The following is a 19,547-nucleotide window of genomic DNA, read 5'->3' on the forward strand; positions in this document are numbered from 1 at the left end:
ACCCCGACTGGCTCGGGGTTTTTTTTTGCTGATTTTTTTGTAAAAACGTTCTAAAGACGCCTCTTTTGGCATAAAAAAGTCGATTCAAAGCATCTTTTTACCGCGTTTAAAGCAACGCTTGATATGCCTGAAATTCTTTCTCATGGGCCGAAAATCCTGCAGATACTAGATTGAGCCGCTAAATGCAGCGGAGACTAGTAATGATCGTTTTAAACAGAGAAGTTGGCGAATCGCTAAGGCGCGACAAATTTGTCAACGTCCAGGGTGGTGACTTCAATCTCTACGGTCATTTCGCCGACTTCGTCAGACTGACCAGAAGTTGGGAAAACATGGAGCCGGACAGCTATTACGGCCAGTCCGAATCCGGAATGCGTTTCCGTCGCTACAGTGACTTCGAATACAACCCGGTGACCCGCGACTTGAAGCAGCTGGAGCACCGTGCCTATGTTCAGTCCAAAGCCAACAACAGCTACGTCGGTGGAATGGTTCGCCACTTCCAGGACTTCTCCGATGAAGTGATCAATTCGCCGGTGATGCGCAGCCTCATCGATATCGATTTTGAAGTGTACAAAAACGTCCTGCCGCCGGAATTGCACGATGAAATCTGGCAATGCCAGATCCATCAGATCCGCATTGAGATCAAACCCGGCAAACAACTGGAAATCACTCCTGAAGGTATTCATTGCGACGGTTACCCGTTCAGCGGTGTGCACTTCTGGGGACGTAACAATGTGGACGGCGCCGAAAGCCGCCTCTACAGCGCCCACGAAGAGCAACTGGCGTCGACGACCTATCAGGAAATCCTCGACACCACGTTCTTCCTCGATCGCGACATGCGCCACTACGTGACCCCGGCTCGAAATACCCATTCCCACGACATGGCGTACCGGCAAATCCTGGCGATTTCCTTCTCGCGGCCCGGGACCGCTTTCGACATTGTTCGCTGAACAGCTCGACCCCATGGACAACCCCTCTGCATCAGTGATGATGTGGCGGGCCAATGCAAAGGATGCTGTGCGCCTGGAGCGCTTTTTCCGGCAGTTCGACGAAGTGTCGTTCTGCGAGTGGCAGGACGCCAAATGCCTGCGCGGTGTGTTGGTGCAGAAGACCACCACCGCGTACCTGGCGCTCGACCTCAGTGGCGAAGTGGTCGGCGCGGTGCTGGGCGGTATGCTCGGCAGCCGTGGCACCATCAACCATTTGGCGGTGAGCCCGCAGTATCGCGCCCAAGGCGTGGGCCAGCGCTTGGTGGAAGCCGCTTCGGCGGACATGAAACGGGTCGGTGTACTGCGGATGTTCCTGTTCGTCGACGATGCTAACCTTGCCGGCAAACGCTTTTGGACCGCCCAGGGTTTTTGCGAGCCTCGCGGCGAAACGACATTTGAGAGGGACCTATGAATGAGACGTCCAGCAGCCAGCCGCTGATGGTCGAGCCGCAGCCTTCGCGCACGTTTGCTGAAGCCAGCCCGGTAGTGGCCGGCTACTTCACGGTGTCGTTTGTGTTTGGTTTGATGGCCGTCAACGCCGGGTTGCCCGTGTGGTTACCGGTCGCGATGTGCCTGTTTGTGTATGCCGGCGCTTCGCAGTTCGCCGCGCTGGCGCTGATCTCCAGCGGCGCTTCGCTGACCACGATTATCCTCACCACGTTTTTGATCAACGCGCGGCACATGCTGATGTCGGTCTACATGGCCAAGGCCTTGCGGGCGTTGGGGCTCAGTCGTTTCGAGCGCTGGTGTTATGCCGGCGGGCTGACCGATGAATCGTTCGCCTTCCACAGTGTGAAACTGGGCAGCGGAGCGCCGGTCAACGTGCGCTACCTGATCGGCTTCAACCTGTTCTGCCACACCTCGTGGGTGCTCGGCGGTTTGCTCGGGGCGATCTGCGCGCAGTACGCGTCGCACTTGATCAAGTATCAACTCGACTACGCCCTGACCGCGATGATGCTCTATGTGCTGGTGTCACTGTGCAACACCCGCAACAAGCTGATCGCCGCACTGGCCGCGGTCGTCTGCATGGGCGCCCTCAGCCTGGTCGGCAGCTCACCGTTTAATGTGTTTATTGCCACTTTCGTCGGCTGCGGGGTGGGTGTATGCCTGACCAAACGTTCCTGATTCTGGTTGTCGTGCTGATGATGGCCGTGACCTTCCTGCCGCGCGCGTTGCCGCTGCAAGTGAACACCGACCATTGGCCACCCTTCGTTGCCCGGGCGCTGGAATACCTGCCAGTGGCGATCGTCGCTGCGATCAGCCTCACGCCCTTGTTAATCAAGGACCAGCATGTGCAGCTCGATCGCCCGGAATTCTATGCAGCGATTCCGACGTTGTTATGTGCGTATTTCAGCAAAAACCTCTTTCTGAGTGTGGCGGTCGGGACGGCTGCGTACATTGCGCTCGGCTCGTTCATGTAGGCGCAAATCGACGACATCACTCAACGCCTGACCCGACAAGTCAGGGTTGTTGATCGCCAGCCGCACTTCGAGGAAATCCTCGAAACCCGGGAAAATGGTCAAGCCGTTACGCTGGGCCGCCTCGCGAGACACCATGCCGAGGCCGTCCATTTGCGTGATCAGCGACAGCGTCAGGGTCTCGCTGCAGGAATAAATCGTCCGTTGACCGGTTTCGTAATTGCCCAGACCCGCGTCAAGAAAGCGCAAAAAGCTGTGGGAATACGGACAATCGTCCGCCGGACGCACCTGAAGCTTATCGCCCAGCAACACCAGTGGGTCGTTCTCCTGGCCACAATGAGCGCCGACCACCTGAACGTGCACATCCGGCAGCACAATGCTCGGTAAACCAGGCTTTTGCGGGCCGATCAGCACGGCCAGATCGAAGTCTTCGTTCTTCAGCTTACTGAGGTTTTCCATCGACTCGGCGTAGGAGAATTCCAGTTGATGGTCAGGAAACACCTCAAACAGGCGTCCGATCATTCGCCGATTGAAATCCTCCGACAGCGTGGTATTCAACGCCACCTTCAGCGTGCGCTGACCGGGCACCTTCAATGCAGTGACTTTCTCTTCCATTTGCCGCGTGGCGACCAGGACCTTGTCTATATACGGCGTGAGCTCCGTGCCCTGCGCGGTCAAGGTCAAGCCCTTGTTGGAACGTCGAAACAGGCGAAAACCAAACTGCTCTTCGACCTTGTTCAACTGCGCGGCCAACGCCTGCACCGTCAAACAGGAATGCTCTGCCGCCGCCGACAACGAGCCGGTCTGCACGATGCGCATGAGGTTGCGTAAGGTTCTGCTATCCATGGGGTAATGCCCTCTAAAGTGGGCTGGCAATTGTTGTGTACCTTGCGGCCTATCCGGCGCCTATGCCGGCTATATTCCTGCACCTGAGCATAGTTGTCGCGGCTTTAGTAGCGAATTGATTCCGTAGCCGATGGCTGGAGGCTTACACAGGATCGGGGTTTTTGGTGACTTGGGGGTGATTGAGGTAAAAAAAGTGTGAGGGTTGTACGGATTTTTAGATCGGCGAGTTAGAAGGTGGCTGTTCGCATGCGGATTAAATTCACACAATTATCCGTATCTGTACTAGGCTGACCTTACGATATTTTAAAGGAGGCCTCCCTGTGCCTACCTCATCCCCAGCCCTGACCCCACAGCAACAAATCGACTCCCCGGAAGCCGGCCGGGTCGCGCTCAAGTTCTTCTTCAACCTCATGGAACGCTGGGGCTGCAGCGCCGAGCAACAACGTACCCTGCTGGGCAAAGTCGGCAACACCACGTTCTACAAGTACAAACACCTGCCGCCCAACGTGCGTTTGCCCCACGACACCCTGGAGCGCATTTCCTACCTGATGGGCATCCATAAGGCGCTGAGCATCATCTTCAGCAACAGCCGCGAGCGTGTTTACAAATGGGTCAGTAGCCCGAACACCGCTGCGCCGTTCAATGGCCAGACGGCTTTGGATTACATGCTGGTCGGCCGCGTGGTGGACATCGCTGACGTGCGCCGCTACCTCGACGGAGTGCGCGGTTGATGGCGCCGGAACTGGCCGATCCGCAGTGGTCGCGGGCCTATCGGATCGTCAACAGCAGCTTCCCGCCGATCGCGTTGTTCGAAGACGTGCTCGACCCCGAAGATCTGCCGACCGCTTACGCTCTCGAAGCACTGACCAATGACCGATTGATGGAAGAGGCCGGCATGCTTTCTCGCGTGCGCCCCGAAGACCGGATTTCAGGCCCCGGCTCTACGCCCGTCATGGCCGCGTTCACCCACATCGGCAAAACCAGCCGCTTTACCGATGGCACGTTTGGCGTCTATTACGCCGCCAGCAGCCAGGCTGCCGCCATTGCCGAAACGAGTTACCACCAAGAGCGTTTCCTCGCCGCCACCAATGAGCCGGACCTTGAGTTGACCATGCGGACTTACGTCAACAAAGTCGTCAAACCGCTGCATGACATTCGTCAGAACTATCCGCAGCTTCATGATCCGGACACGACTGCGTATGGCCCGTCTCAAGCCTTCGCCCGACAACTGCGGGAAACGTTGTCCTGGGGATTGCTCTACAACAGCGTTCGGTTGCCTGGGCATGAATGTGTGGCGGCGTTTCGGCCGCCAGCGGTGTCGATTCCGAAGCAGGGGAAGCATATTCGGTATGTTTGGAGTGCGAGTAGTCGGCGGATTTCGTTTGTGTTTGAAATCAGTCAGGTCTGAAACGCAAAAAGCCCTCGTATCAGCGAGGGCCTTACACCGGTGTTTACATCAACGGCTTGTCCGGCGGCGCATCCATCACTTTCACGACATCATCGATCAGCGCTTTGCTTAACTCCTGCAGATACTGCGAGGCATAAGCATGAAGGTCAGGGTCGCGAGAGACTGAAGTGTCCGCAGTGAGCAGTCGTGAAATATGAAGCAAGTGTGAGGCGTGGGAAAGGGCGGCGATTACCGGTACACCACGGTTGGTGCGGAACATTGCTTGATTGGATTGAAAGGAAAAGTGGGTGAGGCCGAGGGTTTTCAGATCTTGAGAATGGGTCATTTCGCTTCACCGCCCGTTCGAGATGGACGGGCGTGAAGTGACCGGTGTGCTGACGGATCAATGGCTTTCATTTGTGAATTCCCTGTATCAAATGAGAGCTGCCACGTTCGTTCTCAGGCGAATGGGTGACAGCTGTGCGCAGGCTGAGAACCGGAAATGTAGGAAACCGGCAGACCCGAAGGTCTCCCACGCACAGCCGCCATAACACGGAAATGCAGGCACAAAAAAACGCCGGCAATCGTGATTTGGTGGCGCTTGTGCGCCTACATATTACTCGGGTTCTCAGGCCCGGTCGCTGAGTTGGCAGCGACGAACTGAACGGTAGCTTTGCGAGGGGCGAATGAGCAACGGTGGCAAGTAGTGGCTTGTCGTTACAACAGATTTCACAAGGCTTCGCGCCATGCATTTCGTCGATCTGTCCCTATAAACGTTTATGGTTTGTTTGTACGGCGTAGCCGTATAGTTAGACCCATGTTTACGATTATCGAAACCGAAATTTTCAAGCGCTACGCTGAGTCCATCTGGGACGATGGCGAACGTCATGAATTCATTACCTGGCTGGCGGCTAATCCGTTGGCCGGGGATGTGGTTCCCGGTACCGGCGGCCTGCGCAAGGTTCGTTGGTCCCGTAGCGGGATGGGCAAACGAGGTGGTACACGTGTCATCTACTACAACACGCTTTTAGAAGGCTCAATTTGGTTGCTGATCGCCTACACCAAGGCGCAATTCGACAATTTACCCGTAGCCTTCCTCAAAAAACTGAAGGAGGAAATCAGCGATGATCAATGAACTTGAACAGTTTCAGCAGGACTTGCTGGATTCTGTACGTCAAATGAAAGCCGGCAAAGCGGCTCGTGTTACGGAGGTGCCGTTGTCAGCGGCTGCTGAAGCGCGCGCCAAAGTGGGGGTTTCTCAGAGTGCGTTTGCCAAACTGATCGGCGTCAGTTTGCGGACGTTGCAGGATTGGGAGCAAGGGCGACGTCAGCCGACGGGAGCGGCACAGACGCTTCTTCGTGTTGCTAGCCAGCATCCTGAGGCGTTGCGGGATTTGTACCCTGCCTGATCCCCGTTTGGGGCTTTTTGGCTTACTCAGAAACAACAAAGCCCCTGCATTTCTGCAGGGGCTTTGTTTTGTATGGTGCCGGCACCAGGAGTCGAACCCGGGACCTACTGATTACAAGTCAGTTGCTCTACCAACTGAGCTATACCGGCGTGTTAGGGCGACGATTATAGCGATTGCGTTGGTTCTGTAAACCCCTGAATTCAGACTATTTTTAAGTGGGCGCTAGTTTGGGCTCGAGAGCAGCGGATGGCTCCATATTTCACTGGGCGAAAGCGACCTTTGGCGAACCCTCTACAGTCAGGTTTCTTTACGCCTTTTGTTGCCCATAAACACAAAAAATCCAGCCGTTATGTCGTTTTCATTGGCAGCTTATGCACAACTGGCTGGGCCAAAAGCGCACTTAGGCCAGATTTTGTGGACCTGTTCTCATTTGTTCGCAAATCCCTGTTTTTAGGGTTTTTTATTTATGTGAACAAAAAATGACCAGCAGTGTTTCAGTCACGAAACAGCGCATTTATTGGATCCGCGAGAATTCCATCAACAGAGTTATCCACAGGCTGAGGCTGTTTAAGAGCGCTCGCCCAAGAGCAGGAAATTGCGTGGTGTGAGCGTGGTTTCGCAGAAGGTGCCGAGGCGAACGGTGTACCCCTGTTCGGACAGAAAAAGTGCCCGATCGAGTACCAGCCACAACTCCAGCGGGCGGCGGAAAAGGCCCCGCAGCAGTTCCAGATTGCGCACTTCGGCCAGTCGCTGCCAACCGGCGGCTTCAAGGGTTGGCCAATCCTGCGGGCCGATTGTGGATAACTCTTTCAGTGCGGCCAAATGATGGCAGTAGTCGGCGAAGGATTTATCCAGCCATGCACTGGGCAGGGACGGCGTGGGTAGGTATTCGTCGACGCCCCGCAGTTGCCGTTGCAGCAGGTCGAAAGCAAGACGTCTGGCCATCGAAGTATCGCGCTGACGTCGGACGCGAGCACCGGCAGTGACGGTTTCGCTCATCGGCAATGCGAGATCGTCGAGGGACAGCTGTAGGTCCGATCGCAAACCCGCCGAGGAAAGCGACTCATAGGCAGGAAGGCTGATCCGGTTATAACAGCAGGGCGCGACGGCCAGTTGTTTGCAGCCCACCGCACTGGCAAGTTGGATCAACCGCACATGTAGATCGCCACAGGCGTGCAGCGCAACCGGGGTGTGATCGTTCTTCAATAAGGAAGCAGCGCCAGCCGCGAGTACATCTTGCTCAACGTGCAGCGCATGCAACTGATGACGCTGGCTGAGTGCCTGACCGCTCAGCACCAAAGAAGGGTCGTATTCCAGGCACGTCAGTTGTTGCCCGGTTTGCAGCAAGCGTCGACCCAAGTGACCTTTGCCCGAGCACCAATCCAGCCAATGTTGCGGCAATGCAGCAAATGACAAGCGACTGGCAAACGCCTCGATCTGCTGCCACTTGCGTCCCGGCACATCGACATTTAACCGATGCCCGGCCGCTTCAAGCGCTTGCGCCGGCAACTCGCCCACTGAACTCAGCTCAAGCGACAACGCCGCCAATGAAGCAAACGGCTCCGGCGCATCCAGCAAGCAAGGTTGGTTATGACTGTTTTCCGCTTCCTCCAGCGACCGCCCGCGTAGCCATAAAGCCAGTTCCGGGTAGGACGCTTCCCAAGGAAGCCGCAGATGAGTAAACGGTCGAGGCTTCCACAGCGCCTGATGCTCAATCAGAAAAGCATCCAGCGCTGCGAAACGGGCGAGTAGGGCCTCGCCCGTCAGCACGTAGGAGGAATCAACGCCCTTGGCAGGCATCGACGCGCAGCCAGCGCTCCAGCAGCTTGAAGCCGCGAACCAGCACGTAAGCCATCAACAGATAGAACATGCCCGCGGCGAAGAAGATCTCCACCGGCAGGTAGGTCCGGGCAATGATGGTGCGCGCCATGCCGGTCAGTTCCAGCAAGGTCACCGTGCTGGCCAGGGCACTGGCCTTGAGCATCAGGATCACTTCGTTGCTGTAGGCCGGCAGGCCGATGCGCGCGGCACGGGGCAGGATGATGTAGAACAGCGCTTTGGGCCGGGACATGCCCAGTGCTCGCGCGGCTTCGATCTCGCCCGGTGGAATCGCCTGGATCGCGCCCCGAAGGATCTCGGCTATATAAGCCGCTGTGTGCAGGGTCATGGTCGCCGTGGCGCACCAGAACGGATCGCGCAGGTACGGCCACATCGAGCTGTTACGCACGGCATCGAACTGCGCCAGGCCGTAGTAGACGAGGAACAGCTGAACCAGCAACGGCGTGCCACGGAAAAAGAAGATGTACGCGTAGGGCAATGACCGTACGTACCAGAGTCGCGATGAGCGCGCGATGCCCAGCGGAATCGCCAGCAGCAACCCGGCGATCACGGCGATGGCCACCAGTTCCAGGGTCAGCGTCGCGCCTTGGGCCAGTTTCGGCAGCCACTTGATGATGACTTCCCAGTTCATGAGGCGCTCCTCGCGAAGCCGCGAGCGGCACGTCGTTCCAGAAAGTACATGCCGGTCATGGCCAGGATGGTCAGGCCCAGGTACATAAAAGCAGCGACCATAAAGAAGGTGAACGGCTGCTTGGACACGGTCACGCCGATTTGCGCATGACGCATGATTTCTTCCAGGCCGATCACCGACACCAGCGCGGTGTCTTTCATCAGGATCATGAACAAGTTGCCCAGGCCCGGCAGGGCGATGCGCCACATCTGCGGCATGATCAGTTTGGTGAAGATCCGGAATTTCGACATGCCCAAGGCCACGCCGGCTTCGCGGTGACCTTTGGGGATCGCCAGAATCGCGCCGCGAAACACTTCCGTGGCGTAGGCGCCGAAGCACAGGCCCAACGCGATTACGCCAGCGGCGAAGGCATTGAGTGCGAGGTCGGGATTGCCGAAAAATTCGCCCAAGGCACGCATCAAATTGACGGTGCCGAAGTAGATCAACAGCACCCAGAGCAATTCCGGGATGCCACGAACCAGGGTCGAATACGTGCCGCCCAGCCATTGCAATGGCTTGTGCGGGGAAGTCTTGGCCAAGGCGCCGAGCAGACCGAGCACCAGCCCCAGGCACAAGGCCGAGAGAGCGAGTTTCACAGTCATCAGCGCGCCAGCGGCGAGCGCCGGGCCGAATCCGTAGAGGTCGATAATCATGGATTTCTTTTCAAATCGCGGCAGGCAATGCCAAGGACCGGCACCGTCAGCGAACGGTGCCGGTCAGGCAGGTCAGAATCAATAGATGCTGAACGGGAAGTACTTGTCGTTGATTTTTTTGTAGGTGCCGTCTTCAACGATTTCTTTCAGAGCAAGGTTCAGCTTCGCGCGAATCGGGTCGCCTTTACGTACAGCGATACCGATCTTGTCGCTTTCTTCCACCGGGTCGCCTTTGAATTCGTAAGGGCGGCCGGCGTCGCTTTTCAGCCACTCGTAGTTGACGTACTTGTCCGCGAGGATGCCGTCCAGACGACCGGAGGTCAGGTCGAGGTAGGCGTTTTCCTGGGTGTCATAGAGTTTTGTTTCAACGCCTTCCATGTGGTCTTCCATCCAGGTGCCGGCGAGGGTCGCACGTTGTGCGCCGATCACTTTGCCCTGCAGAGAAGCCTTGTCGGTTTTGAAGTCGACGTCTTTCTTGGCGATGAATTGCAGCTTGTTGGAGTAGTACGGGTCGGTGAAGTCCACCGCTTGCTTGCGCTCGTCGGTGATCGACATCGAGGATATCAGGAAGTCGAACTTCTTGGCGTTCAGGGCCGGGATGATGCCGTCCCAGTCAGAGGTGACCACGGTGCATTCGACTTTCATCTTGGCGCACAGGGCGTCGCCGATTTCTTTGTCGAAGCCGACGACATTGCCACTGGCATCTTTATTGTTGAACGGCGGGTAGGCCGCTTCGATGCCCATCTTCAAGGTTTCGGCGGCGGCACCGGCGCTGAAGGCCAGGGTGACGGCGGCGGCCAGGAAGATTTTTTTGTAGTTCTGCATGCGGGTAGCTCCGTTAGCGGTTGCTGGACATGAATTGTTTGCAGCGCGCCGAAAGCGGGTTGTCGAACACCTGCTGTGGCGATCCTTGCTCTTCGATCAGGCCCTGGTGGAGGAACACCACTTCGCTGGAGACCTGACGGGCAAAACCCATTTCGTGGGTCACGAGCAGCATGGTGCGGCCTTCTTCAGCCAATGCGCGGATGACATTAAGTACTTCCTGGACCATTTCCGGGTCAAGGGCGGAAGTCGGCTCATCGAACAGGATGACCTTGGGTTGCATCGCCAGCGTGCGGGCAATCGCCGCCCGTTGTTGCTGACCACCGGACAGTTGCGCCGGGTAAGCATGACGCTTGTCTGCGATGCCGACCTTGGCCAGCAAGGCTTCGGCGACTTCGATGGCTTCGGCTTTGCTTTGGCCGAGCACCCGGCGCGGGGCTTCGATGATGTTGTCGAGCACGCTCATGTGCGGCCAGAGATTAAAGTTTTGAAACACAAAACCGATCTCGCTGCGCAGGCGATTGATCTGTTTGCCGTCGGCGGCAACCAGTTCGCCGTTCTTCGCGGTTTTGAGTTTGAGTTCTTCGCCGGCTACCAGGATCTGGCCCTGGTGCGGGTTTTCCAGCAGGTTAATGCAACGCAGGAACGTGGACTTGCCGGAACCGGAGGAACCCAGGATCGAGATCACATCGCCGTCGCGGGCGGTCAGCGAGATGCCTTTGAGCACCTCAAGCTGTCCGTAGCGTTTGTGCAAGTTGCGGATTTCAAGCGCGGGCGTGGCCTCAGCCATGTGCGTTCCTCATAGTGTTTCGCTCCTGCTGTTGGTGGCCTTCCTGGCGAGGCGGCCAAGCTAGCATAGCGTTCGAATGGCAGCCAACAGCGCTACGGGCGGTAAACGGATGGTGTGTGGCAGGTTGTCGCATCGGTGGAGCAGACTGTCGCGCTGCTATCAACCGAACAGACGTTTGACCCCGCTTTAAATACAAGCCGGAGCGGGGGGCACGTAAAAAAAGGCGCGATGTTGCCAGCTTTGACGGGGTGTTGGAAGCGCTAACCGGACAAACGTTCCGGATCTGCACTTTTATTGTGCGTCGCGCATTTTTTAAGTGTGTTTATGGTGCGTTGATTCGTCCTTCAAGTGGGTCGCTGGGTAACGCTCTGGCAAATTGCCATTAATCTCAATGACTTGCGATGACCACCCGGTCAGCCTAAGAGCCGCGGTTCTCGGGACTCTGTAACATTTTGGCGCAATTATTGCGTGCAGAATACGGAACGCCCCGTTGGATTCTTTTTACGAGAAAGAAATGCCAGACGCGGTGGACTGAATCGCTTTCCTTGCAAAGGTAGTTTCAATGAGCAGCACCCAAAGCTCTAATGGCCTCGAACAGGGGCTCAAACCGCGTCATGTGACTATGTTGTCGATCGCTGGTGTTATCGGCGCCGGCCTGTTTGTTGGCTCGGGCCACGCCATCGCCGCTGCCGGCCCAGCCGTGCTGTTGGCCTACGCCGCTGCCGGCGCGCTGGTCGTGCTGGTGATGCGCATGCTCGGCGAAATGGCCGTCGCTTCGCCGGACACTGGCTCCTTCTCGACATACGCCGACCGCGCGATCGGGCATTGGGCCGGTTTCACCATCGGCTGGTTGTATTGGTGGTTCTGGGTGTTGGTGATCCCGCTGGAGGCCAACGCCGCCGCGACCATCCTGCATGCCTGGTTCCCGAATGTGGCGATCTGGGCCTTCACCCTGGTTATCACTTTGCTGCTGACGGTGACCAACCTGTTCAGCGTGAAGAACTACGGTGAGTTCGAATTCTGGTTCGCTCTGGTCAAAGTTATCGCGATCATCGGCTTCATTGGTCTCGGCATTCTGGCGATTTTCGGCTTCTTGCCGAACAGCCAGGTCAGCGGCGTTTCGCACCTGTTCGACACCCAAGGCTTCCTGCCAAACGGCATGGGCGCTGTATTGGGCGCGATCCTGACCACCATGTTTTCCTTCATGGGCACCGAGATCGTGACCATCGCGGCCGCGGAATCGAAGAATCCTGGCCAGCAAATCTCCAAGGCCACCAACTCGGTGATCTGGCGGATCGGCTTGTTCTACCTCGTGTCGATCTTCATCGTCGTGGCCCTGGTGCCATGGAACGATCCGGTTCTGGCTGCTGTGGGTTCCTACCAGACTGTACTTGAGCGTATGGGCATCCCGAATGCCAAGCTGATCGTCGACATCGTGGTGCTGGTGGCTGTGACCAGTTGCCTGAACTCGGCGCTGTACACCGCTTCGCGCATGATGTTCTCCCTGGGCAAACGCGGTGATGCGCCGGCCGTTTCCCAACGCACCAACAAAAGCGGCACGCCGTACTGGGCAGTCATCCTGTCCACCGCTGCTGCGTTCCTGGCGGTGTTTGCCAACTACGTGGCCCCGGCCGCTGTGTTCGACTTCCTGCTGGCCACCTCCGGCGCCATCGCGTTGTTGGTGTACCTGGTGATCGCCATCTCGCAACTGCGTATGCGCAAGCAGCGTATGGCACGCGGCGAAAAAATCGCCTTCAGCATGTGGTTGTTCCCGGGCCTGACCTACGCGGTGATCATCTTCATCGTCGCGGCCCTGACCATCATGCTGTTCCAGGACGCCCACCGCGTGGAGATCCTCGCGACCGGGTTCCTGAGCTTGCTGGTAGTGGCGGTCGGCTTGTTCGTAGCCCGTCGTCGCAAGATGCAGAAGGTTGGAGCGGTGGTGTTGAACTGATTCACATCGCGTAATGCAAAACGGCCGCTGTCAGTGATGACAAGCGGCCGTTTTGTTTCTATTCGAAGGCGATTACTCAGCCTTTTCTTCCTGCGCGTCCAGCGATTCGCGATAGCTATCCAGCGCAGTGCCGAAATCAGTGATGAACTGCGGATCGGTCAGCCAGGCCTGGGCGGTTTCGCGGTCCATGCCGTCGGTCCACATGCGGTAGTCGATCAACATGTCGGCGGCCAGGTGGGTGGCGGCCATGGCTTCGTTGTCGGCGTTTTCCATGTCCAGAAGTTCTGGGTGGTCGGTGATGATGTCGGCGAGGTTCGTGAGCAGGGTCAGTAGCATGTCGTTACGGCCGATGGCTTCGGCGTCGCGCATTTTGCTGAACATCGCCAGGGTGTATTCCGGGATCGGCTCGCCGATGTCGCCCAGGTCATCGTCCAGCTCGGCGGGTTTACGGCCGTGGATATTGATTTGCTTGGCTTTGATCTTGGCGCGTTTGGCGCGTTTTTGTTGCTTGTTCAGGGATGCCATTAATTTCAGTTCGCTTTCGGTTGTGTTTGGGCCGCGATGGCGTCGGACGCCGCCACGTAGTCAGCCTGGAAGGCTGGGGATTCGATCCACGCCAGGGCGCCGGCTTCGTCCGCTTCGGTGGACCACTGGCGATACTCGATCAGCGCCGCGAGGATGAAGTCCATCGCGCCTTCTTCGCCTTCCTGTTCGTACACCAGCGTCAGCAATGGGTCTTCGAGGAAAGCCGTGCACATGGCTTGCTGACTGATTTTTTCAGCGTCGATCATGGTCTTGAACAGTTCGGTCAGGTCCACCGATTCGAAGTCGATGCGGTCATCGTTCGGGTCCAGCTCCACCGGCGCGGCAGCCCGTTGGGTGCGGTTCTGCTTGGCCTTGGCTTTGGCGCGGGTGGCGCGTTTTTGCTGCTTGTTCGCGGATGCCATGGGCGTCGTTCCGTATTTCGTTGAGAGGGCAGGTCACTCAGCTACGTGAAACTCGCCGCCCGGGAGTATCGGGGGCCAGTTCGCCGTTTTGCAGCCAGGACAATGCAATGGGCCATAGTGTGGCTTGGTATGGGCTACGAAAAAAGGCGAAATGTCCGACTTCTTCTTCGCCAATGTCTTTCGGGGCGATTCGCAGATGGGTGGTCGTGCTGCCGGTGAAGTAGCCGAGCAAGCGCTCAATGGCCGGGATCGTGCCGTAAGGATCGTCGCTAAGGCTGATGGCCAGGGTTTTTGCGGTGACATTGGCGAACGGCAGCCGACCGTGCTTTGCGTGGATCACGCGACCGCTGGGGCGCTGCTCGTAGCGAGCGGTGGGCGTGCTCCAGTCGCGGACGACGCCGGCGGGCGTGTCTTCCAGCCAGCCAAGACGTTTGCCGGGGAAGTAACCGCAGATCATCGTCATCAGCGGCATCACCAGGTGCCATTTGCCGAACATTCGCCAACGGTGAGCGGGCGCATAGTCGCGCCAGTAAGCGAACTGCGCGCCGACCGTCACCAAGTGCCGGATCAGGTGCCCAGAGGCCCCCAGGCCCGCCGCACAGCCGCCAAAGCTGTGGCCGACCACGTCGATGGGCTGGCCGGGGAATTCACGCTGAGCGCGCTTGAGCATCGCTTCGAAATCCAGCGCGCCCCAGTCGGACCAGGAAGCGTCCAGCCCTTTCAGCGACGCCGGCCGCGATTCGCCGATGCCACGGTAGTCATAGGTGATGACATCGAAGTCATTGGCGAACAGGTAATCGGCGAAGCGCGAGTAGTGTCGGCAACGGACCGAAGTGGCGGCGTTGATGATCACGACCGGGCGGGCGGTGTCCTGGAAGGCGTGACGCCAGGTGAAACCGCCGAGGGTGAAGCCGTCGCAGGCGGGTTCTTTGAAGGGGGTGCTAGTAACTGGCGACGTTAACTCAGCCTGGGCTGGTGCCGGTGAGGGCATGTCCTGCAAATTCATTGGCTTTGGACCTTTGCGGGTAGCTGCCAACGATAGTCTTCGCGCAGCTTATGGACAATCTGTCGGGGTTATCGGTCTGTTTGGTTGAGCAGACGCTCTTCAATTGCCCGTCGTTCCCGATCCAGCTCAGCGCGCAACTCCTCCTCGCTCGGCAACACCAGTTTGTACTTGCTGGCGAACAGTTGTTCGTTGCCCTGTAACACCGAGTAGCGCACCACTGACTCGTTTTTTTGCGCGCAAAGAATGATACCGACGGTGGGCCCGTCTTCATCGTTGCGCTTGAGGTCGTCATACATGCGCACATACATGTCCATCTGGCCAACATCCTGATGGGTTAATTCACCGCGCTTGAGATCGAAGATGACAAAGCATTTGAGCAGGTAGTTGTAGAACACAAGATCGATGTAGAAGTCTCTGCCTTCGGTGCTTATGCGTTGCTGGCGGGCGACAAAAGCAAAACCATTCCCCAGCTCGAGCAGGAAGCCCTGAAGTTGCTCGATGAGTGCTTGTTCAAGTTCGGTTTCCAGAACGAGTCCTGCATTGGGCAGGCCGAGAAACTCGAGCATCACGGGATCCCGGATGAATTCCCGAGGGCTGTCGGTCATCGTTTTGATGTTGGTAGCGGCTTCCGTCATGACGGGAGCCTTGTCCCGACTCATCAATAGACGCTCGTAGTAGAGGGTGTTGATCTGGCGTTCCAGCGCGCGGCTTGACCAGTTTTGATTGGCGGCTTCGTCCATGTACCACTTGCGTGCCTTGTCGTTATCGACACGTAGCAGCCTTCGGTAGTGGGTCCAGCTCAATTCGGAACGCAGTGCGTTCCAATTTGGAAAGGTCTGATAAAAGTCCCGCATATACCTCAAATTACGGTCATCAAAACCTTTCCCAAACTTCCCTGTCAGGTCCTTCGCAAGCGTCGCCAGCAATTGCTTGCCATACGTGGCCCTTTGGGCACCTTCCTGCTCGAACTCGACAATATGCCGGCCAATCTGCCAACAGGTTTGTACTTGAGCGGTATCGACCGCTCTCAAAACCTTCTGGCGCGCCTGGCGAATCAATTCGCCAAGCTCCCCAGCAATGAATCGATTTTCGGGTCTTGCATGTCAGCAGGTTTTAGCTGGCTCATCGGTCTTCCGCATCATTGGGAACAGAGGCAAAAGCATGCCAAGAGTTACCGTTGCGGTATGTCGGGAGAGACGACGAAATCCGCAGGAAGAGGCGCTTGGTGTTGCAGGACATTGCCGAGGAAAACGGCTTCAACGGTTAAAGGGATGTAGTCCATTTCTTACACCCGCCAATCTGGTGTTCCACTGGACTGATGCAGGATAGCGATGGGTGTTTGTCAGGTTGAAGCGCCGGTACAATCCCGCGCCTCTTGTTTTGTGATGTAAGGAAGCGCCGGTTTGAAAGGGATTTTGCGTATTGGTTGTGTGGCAGGCCTCGTGTTGCAGTTGGTGGGCTGCGGAACGTTCATCGGGCGTTTGAATGACGGTTTGTCTGATGCTCAGTATTACCGAGGGGTTGATGGCAACCTGCACCTTCTGGGTGTGCGCGGAGGCGGCAGCGATGGCATGCCGGCGGCCATCATCTGTTACATGATGATTGTCTGTCCGATCATCACCGTTGTATCCCTGCCAGTAGATGCCGCGCTGGACACGGTTCTGCTGCCTGTCGATTACATCAATACACTTTAGGTTTTCTTTGTGCGGCGTTTGCTTTTCGGTGTGTGCACAGGCTCTTGCACCTTGCGATAGATCCACAAGCCAAACACAGAAAACGCCAGCATGAACGCCGTGCCGATGCTTTGCGACACAAACTCAACCCAGAATCGCCGCGGTTGCAGAGCCAGTGTGTAGGTGCTGCGTGGGCCGCGGTTATTGGTGGTGATGGAGCCTGTGAGCCAGCTGTCGACCAGCATCCAGATTGATGCACTGATGCCGAAAACAATCAGCAGGGCAACGAAAATAGTCAGCCAGTAAGTTGTGCGACTCGGGCGATACGGCGGCGGATGGGGCAGGGGCACGCGGGTTCGTTTCTGGTTCATCAGCTTGATGACCCTCTTCCGTAAGGGGCGGCCAAAGTAGCGCGGATTGCGGCTGTTGGAAAAGCGCCGCGTAAACAGCTGAGCTCAGTGTTTACCAAATCGCAGGCATAAAAAAACCCTGAATCTTGCGATTCAGGGTTTTCGGTATTTGGTGCCAGAGACGGAATCGAAAAGCTGGCTGCAGGTCACGGTTTTAAAGGGTTTGTCTTTTGTCGATATGTAAGTCTACTCACAAATCTACTCTCTTTTTAAAATGCGGCTCTGTTTTGAAACCTGCCGGCGGCGACCGAAACCGTGCTGATTTCCTCTGTCGATGCCCGACGAGTGGTAATGCCATCTCGATAAATCTGCCGCCAGTGCAAAGGAGTGGTCATCATCACCACTCATTGATGGATCAGTCCAAAAGTGGCCCGATTATCTCGCACCTCACTTTTGAGGAGCCATCGCCACACTTTTTCGGCGATGGCGATGGCGATGGCGATGGCGCCGTGTGACAGTTGCACCACACAGAGGCGTTCTTACCATTCCCTCGCGCCAGCACCACCCCGGATCAGGGTAGTGGTCATTCTTGTGGTTAGTTTTCGCAATCAGCATTGGTGTCAGGTAAGGGAGGTGATCGGGTGGGGAGTGCTGGGATCTAACCTAGATTGGAACATCGCTGCCGGGCGGTTTCTCAAGAGAGTGGGCTTAATCAAATCAACCGATGCCGGTATCTCGGCATCGGTGTGAAATCAATGTGTTACGCTAATTTTTCTAGTAACGCAGGTAGGTATTGCAGCGCTACAGGGTCTTTTTCCTGGAAGTAGGTGCGGCATCGTTGGGGAATCCACGTACCGTAGAAGTACAGTCGGAATTCGCCTAGCAGTTCTATAGGGTAAAGCCTGGCGTCGACGATGCGTCCATCAAGATACTGATGTTGATAGTTTGGAAAATCTTTTGGCTCAATGCCTTTTTCTTTCCGTAGCCAACCAGAAAACATTCTCCCGCTAGAGATGTCAGGGATCATATTTTCGGGCAAGACGTAACCATCAGCCTCTAACGGCGCAATCAGAGCCAGAACAATTTCATTGAGCATCGAGAAGTGTGTGTGGGGAATCTTCGCTCTGTTTGCTATATACCGCTGGAGATGTACAGGGATACGCGCAGCATTTTTTGGCGATACCCCTCCAGCCATCCATTCGGTAATCCAAGCGGTCACCTGGACAGCGAAATCTGCCGATAGCCACTGAGCGAGGTGGAGAGCTACCTGGGGATGTACCCAAGTACCTTGGTAATTGCCGCCTTTTACTGACTGGACCAAGACCGCAATTGGCAGCTTGAGCGACTTAGACAAAGCCTCAAGAAAATCACTATTCGTCTTTGTCGTATGATAGTGGCTAAATTTTTTATCAGCCGCTTGGCACATTGCTGTGGCGTTGATGTATCCATCTACGGCGCGCTGGTGAATTAGGTTGCCTTCCATCTCGTGCGGAATAACCGGCAAATCCATTTGAACCATTTTGTTCCCCTCGTGGCGATAAGGTGACGTGGCCTGCACCCAGATGTACTGGAGTGCTGGGTTAGCCGAGGTCTTCGGCGTCACACTAGCTCTTATACCCGGTCTAGTGGCACTCGGCTATTGCGCTTTAGGATTGTGTTTCTTGCTTCGATGGGAAGGTTGTCTATATCTAACCTCCTAGGTGGGGGCGGAGACTCTCTACGCATTTTCCTGAGGCGCGACCCGCATGGATAGCTGGTCTCCCAATTCGGTAGGGCAGGGTGCGCCAGGTAATGAAATTCCGCATTTATGTCGCGTCAATCGGGGAATAAAGATGGGCTGTAAAGAAACAAAAAGCCCGGCGTTAACCGGGCTTCTGCCTACTTAAAGACGACTAAAGTCTGTTGCTTTCGGAATCGGATACTTGCGGACCGCCTTCACTTGCTCCTGCGATATTTCTTTCATCATCTGGATCAGGTTGCCCGCGGGCAGCCCCTCCATTTCCCTCTGAGGAGTGAACAGCCGGCTCAACGCTTGTTCCTGGGCTGCTTTGGACGGTGTCATTGCTGGTACCTTCGGCTGATGATGGGATTAGCGCCACAAATGGACGGGTCATGTCGGGATCATGGCATAAACCATAGAGTGATTCGACGGCTTTCAGTTCAGCTTCCGACGGAGCGCGAACCTTATTGAAAAGAGTCGATGCTTCCTTGCGATCGATCACGAATCCATGTGATGGATAGTCAAGCATAAGAGATCGAAGGCAGTCGTCAGTCTTAAGATTTTTTACTTTATCGTTTAGTCGCTTTCCATAGGAAAAAGCTATTGATACTGCCCGTTGTGATTCACCAATTTTGTAAGGATCTATTTGTGCATAGATGGGGGCAATAAGACCAGTCGTTAACTTTGTTGCGATTTCCGCTGCTGTTTTGGTGGTTACAGAGAGCTGCACGTTGAGATCCACAAGCGCACTTTTGAGAATCTCTGTTGATTGACTACGCAAAAAAGCCATTGCCTGTGTGATATCAAGCCCAGACGACATATCAAATAACTCGTCTGGCTTTTTCAGTTGCATATCCAAAGGGCCAAGTTCACCTTTGTCGGCGATTACTAACTCATCAGCACCAATCGCCATTAGCGTCCCCGCACTTTTACAATAGGTGGGGATTACGATCGTCAAATGATCGTAATGGTGTCTAAGTCCTCTTGCGATACGGTAGCCTGCCGATGGATCTCCTCCGTACGTCGCAAGGAAGAGGTAGGCGCTTTTAGTTTTTTCCTAATGAATTCATCTGTTAT

Annotated in this window: 22 protein-coding genes, 1 tRNA gene and 2 pseudogenes; 10 read left to right on the forward strand and 15 right to left on the reverse strand. The window is 56.2% G+C overall.

Annotated elements, in window-relative coordinates; genetic code table 11:
- The first annotated feature begins 200 nt into the window (after window positions 1-200).
- From JFT87_RS06235 to JFT87_RS06250, 4 genes are read left to right on the forward strand one after another with little or no spacing between them, the layout of a single operon-like run.
- Window positions 201-947, forward strand: coding sequence for a 2OG-Fe dioxygenase family protein (locus JFT87_RS06235; RefSeq protein ID WP_201199759.1), 747 nt, complete (start codon window positions 201-203; stop codon window positions 945-947).
- Window positions 948-960: 13 nt separating this feature from the next.
- Window positions 961-1,398 (forward strand): GNAT family N-acetyltransferase, encoded by a 438-nt coding sequence (locus JFT87_RS06240; protein ID WP_201199761.1) that lies wholly within the window; start codon window positions 961-963, stop codon window positions 1,396-1,398.
- Complete coding sequence (locus JFT87_RS06245; protein ID WP_201199762.1) at window positions 1,395-2,111, forward strand: AzlC family ABC transporter permease; 717 nt, start codon at window positions 1,395-1,397, stop codon at window positions 2,109-2,111. The genes JFT87_RS06240 and JFT87_RS06245 overlap by 4 nt, the downstream gene beginning before the upstream one ends.
- Window positions 2,090-2,407 (forward strand): AzlD domain-containing protein, encoded by a 318-nt coding sequence (locus tag JFT87_RS06250; RefSeq protein ID WP_010464672.1) that lies wholly within the window; start codon window positions 2,090-2,092, stop codon window positions 2,405-2,407. The genes JFT87_RS06245 and JFT87_RS06250 overlap by 22 nt, the downstream gene beginning before the upstream one ends.
- Here the strand turns inward: JFT87_RS06250 and JFT87_RS06255 are convergent.
- A complete protein-coding gene (locus JFT87_RS06255) occupies window positions 2,324-3,250 on the reverse strand; it encodes a LysR family transcriptional regulator (protein ID WP_201199763.1) in 927 nt (308 codons plus the stop codon). The genes JFT87_RS06250 and JFT87_RS06255 overlap by 84 nt on opposite strands.
- Before the next feature lie 320 nt (window positions 3,251-3,570).
- Here JFT87_RS06255 and JFT87_RS06260 point away from each other — a divergent pair, with 320 nt between their 5' ends.
- Together JFT87_RS06260 and JFT87_RS06265 are read left to right on the forward strand one after the other, a co-directional pair.
- Window positions 3,571-3,981 carry an antitoxin Xre-like helix-turn-helix domain-containing protein gene (locus JFT87_RS06260; RefSeq protein WP_201199764.1) on the forward strand — a complete coding sequence of 137 codons (411 nt, stop codon included), beginning with the start codon at window positions 3,571-3,573 and terminating at the stop codon, window positions 3,979-3,981.
- Window positions 3,981-4,658 (forward strand): RES family NAD+ phosphorylase, encoded by a 678-nt coding sequence (locus JFT87_RS06265; protein WP_201199765.1) that lies wholly within the window; start codon window positions 3,981-3,983, stop codon window positions 4,656-4,658. Before JFT87_RS06260 ends, JFT87_RS06265 begins: the two co-directional genes overlap by 1 nt.
- A 43-nt stretch (window positions 4,659-4,701) precedes the next feature.
- Here JFT87_RS06265 and JFT87_RS06270 read toward each other — a convergent pair whose 3' ends face one another.
- Window positions 4,702-4,983, reverse strand: coding sequence for a DUF3077 domain-containing protein (locus tag JFT87_RS06270; protein ID WP_122594001.1), 282 nt, complete (start codon window positions 4,981-4,983; stop codon window positions 4,702-4,704).
- Window positions 4,984-5,454: 471 nt separating this feature from the next.
- Between JFT87_RS06270 and JFT87_RS06275 the strand changes: the two genes are divergently transcribed.
- Both JFT87_RS06275 and JFT87_RS06280 read left to right on the forward strand, forming a co-directional pair.
- A complete protein-coding gene (locus JFT87_RS06275; protein ID WP_201199766.1) occupies window positions 5,455-5,772 on the forward strand; it encodes a transcriptional regulator in 318 nt (105 codons plus the stop codon).
- Entirely contained in the window at window positions 5,762-6,046 is a 285-nt protein-coding gene (locus tag JFT87_RS06280; RefSeq protein ID WP_201199767.1) for a helix-turn-helix domain-containing protein, read from the forward strand. Before JFT87_RS06275 ends, JFT87_RS06280 begins: the two co-directional genes overlap by 11 nt.
- A 73-nt stretch (window positions 6,047-6,119) precedes the next feature.
- On the opposite strand, the gene JFT87_RS06285 is transcribed toward JFT87_RS06280, so the two are convergent.
- The 6 genes from JFT87_RS06285 to JFT87_RS06310 form a co-directional block, all read right to left on the reverse strand.
- Window positions 6,120-6,195 (reverse strand) — tRNA-Thr (locus JFT87_RS06285).
- A 418-nt stretch (window positions 6,196-6,613) separates the two neighbouring features.
- Window positions 6,614-7,846: a methyltransferase gene (locus JFT87_RS06290; protein ID WP_201199768.1), complete on the reverse strand. Its 1,233-nt coding sequence runs from the start codon at window positions 7,844-7,846 to the stop codon at window positions 6,614-6,616.
- Window positions 7,827-8,516: an ABC transporter permease gene (locus tag JFT87_RS06295; protein ID WP_201199770.1), complete on the reverse strand. Its 690-nt coding sequence runs from the start codon at window positions 8,514-8,516 to the stop codon at window positions 7,827-7,829. Before JFT87_RS06295 ends, JFT87_RS06290 begins: the two co-directional genes overlap by 20 nt.
- Window positions 8,513-9,208 (reverse strand): ABC transporter permease, encoded by a 696-nt coding sequence (locus JFT87_RS06300; protein ID WP_201192248.1) that lies wholly within the window; start codon window positions 9,206-9,208, stop codon window positions 8,513-8,515. Before JFT87_RS06300 ends, JFT87_RS06295 begins: the two co-directional genes overlap by 4 nt.
- A gap of 78 nt (window positions 9,209-9,286) precedes the next feature.
- Window positions 9,287-10,033 (reverse strand): ABC transporter substrate-binding protein, encoded by a 747-nt coding sequence (locus tag JFT87_RS06305; RefSeq protein ID WP_201199772.1) that lies wholly within the window; start codon window positions 10,031-10,033, stop codon window positions 9,287-9,289.
- 13 nt (window positions 10,034-10,046) lie between these two features.
- Window positions 10,047-10,820, reverse strand: a complete 774-nt coding sequence (locus JFT87_RS06310; RefSeq protein ID WP_201199773.1) for an ABC transporter ATP-binding protein — start codon at window positions 10,818-10,820, stop codon at window positions 10,047-10,049.
- Between the two features lie 562 nt (window positions 10,821-11,382).
- Between JFT87_RS06310 and gabP the strand changes: the two genes are divergently transcribed.
- Window positions 11,383-12,774, forward strand: coding sequence for a GABA permease (gabP, locus tag JFT87_RS06315; RefSeq protein WP_201199777.1), 1,392 nt, complete (start codon window positions 11,383-11,385; stop codon window positions 12,772-12,774).
- A gap of 72 nt (window positions 12,775-12,846) precedes the next feature.
- Here gabP and JFT87_RS06320 read toward each other — a convergent pair whose 3' ends face one another.
- The 4 genes and pseudogenes from JFT87_RS06320 to JFT87_RS06335 form a co-directional block, all read right to left on the reverse strand.
- Window positions 12,847-13,299: a hypothetical protein gene (locus JFT87_RS06320; protein WP_201199779.1), complete on the reverse strand. Its 453-nt coding sequence runs from the start codon at window positions 13,297-13,299 to the stop codon at window positions 12,847-12,849.
- Window positions 13,300-13,304: 5 nt separating this feature from the next.
- Window positions 13,305-13,721 (reverse strand): hypothetical protein, encoded by a 417-nt coding sequence (locus tag JFT87_RS06325; RefSeq protein ID WP_201199781.1) that lies wholly within the window; start codon window positions 13,719-13,721, stop codon window positions 13,305-13,307.
- Window positions 13,722-13,758: 37 nt separating this feature from the next.
- Complete coding sequence (locus JFT87_RS06330; RefSeq protein ID WP_201199783.1) at window positions 13,759-14,727, reverse strand: alpha/beta hydrolase family protein; 969 nt, start codon at window positions 14,725-14,727, stop codon at window positions 13,759-13,761.
- Window positions 14,728-14,795: 68 nt separating this feature from the next.
- Window positions 14,796-15,853 (reverse strand): annotated as a pseudogene (locus tag JFT87_RS06335) (PDDEXK nuclease domain-containing protein).
- Window positions 15,854-16,130: 277 nt separating this feature from the next.
- On the opposite strand from JFT87_RS06335, the gene JFT87_RS06340 reads away from it, so the two are divergent.
- Window positions 16,131-16,421, forward strand: a complete 291-nt coding sequence (locus tag JFT87_RS06340; RefSeq protein WP_201199785.1) for a YceK/YidQ family lipoprotein — start codon at window positions 16,131-16,133, stop codon at window positions 16,419-16,421.
- Here the strand turns inward: JFT87_RS06340 and JFT87_RS06345 are convergent.
- From JFT87_RS06345 to JFT87_RS06355, 3 genes and pseudogenes are all read right to left on the reverse strand, one after another.
- Window positions 16,418-16,771: a hypothetical protein gene (locus JFT87_RS06345; protein ID WP_201199787.1), complete on the reverse strand. Its 354-nt coding sequence runs from the start codon at window positions 16,769-16,771 to the stop codon at window positions 16,418-16,420. The genes JFT87_RS06340 and JFT87_RS06345 overlap by 4 nt on opposite strands.
- A 739-nt stretch (window positions 16,772-17,510) precedes the next feature.
- The gene (locus tag JFT87_RS06350) at window positions 17,511-18,353 is read right to left on the reverse strand and encodes a KilA-N domain-containing protein (protein WP_342367168.1); all 843 of its coding nucleotides are present in this window, start codon (window positions 18,351-18,353) and stop codon (window positions 17,511-17,513) included.
- A gap of 289 nt (window positions 18,354-18,642) precedes the next feature.
- Window positions 18,643-19,494: pseudogene (locus tag JFT87_RS06355) on the reverse strand (SDH family Clp fold serine proteinase); the annotation flags it as partial.
- Window positions 19,495-19,547: the final 53 nt, after the last annotated feature.

The organism is Pseudomonas sp. TH15, from assembly GCF_016651105.1.
Classification (GTDB): domain Bacteria; phylum Pseudomonadota; class Gammaproteobacteria; order Pseudomonadales; family Pseudomonadaceae; genus Aquipseudomonas.

Coding starts and splice junctions, on each gene's coding strand:
- JFT87_RS06300 (WP_201192248.1), bottom strand. CDS start 9,208: ATGATTATCGACCTCTACGGATTCGGCCCGGCGCTCGCCGCTGGCGCG.
- JFT87_RS06280 (WP_201199767.1), top strand. CDS start 5,762: ATGATCAATGAACTTGAACAGTTTCAGCAGGACTTGCTGGATTCTGTA.
- JFT87_RS06275 (WP_201199766.1), top strand. CDS start 5,455: ATGTTTACGATTATCGAAACCGAAATTTTCAAGCGCTACGCTGAGTCC.
- JFT87_RS06245 (WP_201199762.1), top strand. CDS start 1,395: ATGAATGAGACGTCCAGCAGCCAGCCGCTGATGGTCGAGCCGCAGCCT.
- JFT87_RS06295 (WP_201199770.1), bottom strand. CDS start 8,516: ATGAACTGGGAAGTCATCATCAAGTGGCTGCCGAAACTGGCCCAAGGC.
- JFT87_RS06250 (WP_010464672.1), top strand. CDS start 2,090: ATGCCTGACCAAACGTTCCTGATTCTGGTTGTCGTGCTGATGATGGCC.
- JFT87_RS06240 (WP_201199761.1), top strand. CDS start 961: ATGGACAACCCCTCTGCATCAGTGATGATGTGGCGGGCCAATGCAAAG.
- JFT87_RS06320 (WP_201199779.1), bottom strand. CDS start 13,299: ATGGCATCCCTGAACAAGCAACAAAAACGCGCCAAACGCGCCAAGATC.
- JFT87_RS06345 (WP_201199787.1), bottom strand. CDS start 16,771: ATGAACCAGAAACGAACCCGCGTGCCCCTGCCCCATCCGCCGCCGTAT.
- JFT87_RS06290 (WP_201199768.1), bottom strand. CDS start 7,846: ATGCCTGCCAAGGGCGTTGATTCCTCCTACGTGCTGACGGGCGAGGCC.
- gabP (WP_201199777.1), top strand. CDS start 11,383: ATGAGCAGCACCCAAAGCTCTAATGGCCTCGAACAGGGGCTCAAACCG.
- JFT87_RS06235 (WP_201199759.1), top strand. CDS start 201: ATGATCGTTTTAAACAGAGAAGTTGGCGAATCGCTAAGGCGCGACAAA.
- JFT87_RS06265 (WP_201199765.1), top strand. CDS start 3,981: ATGGCGCCGGAACTGGCCGATCCGCAGTGGTCGCGGGCCTATCGGATC.
- JFT87_RS06270 (WP_122594001.1), bottom strand. CDS start 4,983: ATGACCCATTCTCAAGATCTGAAAACCCTCGGCCTCACCCACTTTTCC.
- JFT87_RS06305 (WP_201199772.1), bottom strand. CDS start 10,033: ATGCAGAACTACAAAAAAATCTTCCTGGCCGCCGCCGTCACCCTGGCC.
- JFT87_RS06310 (WP_201199773.1), bottom strand. CDS start 10,820: ATGGCTGAGGCCACGCCCGCGCTTGAAATCCGCAACTTGCACAAACGC.
- JFT87_RS06255 (WP_201199763.1), bottom strand. CDS start 3,250: ATGGATAGCAGAACCTTACGCAACCTCATGCGCATCGTGCAGACCGGC.
- JFT87_RS06330 (WP_201199783.1), bottom strand. CDS start 14,727: ATGAATTTGCAGGACATGCCCTCACCGGCACCAGCCCAGGCTGAGTTA.
- JFT87_RS06325 (WP_201199781.1), bottom strand. CDS start 13,721: ATGGCATCCGCGAACAAGCAGCAAAAACGCGCCACCCGCGCCAAAGCC.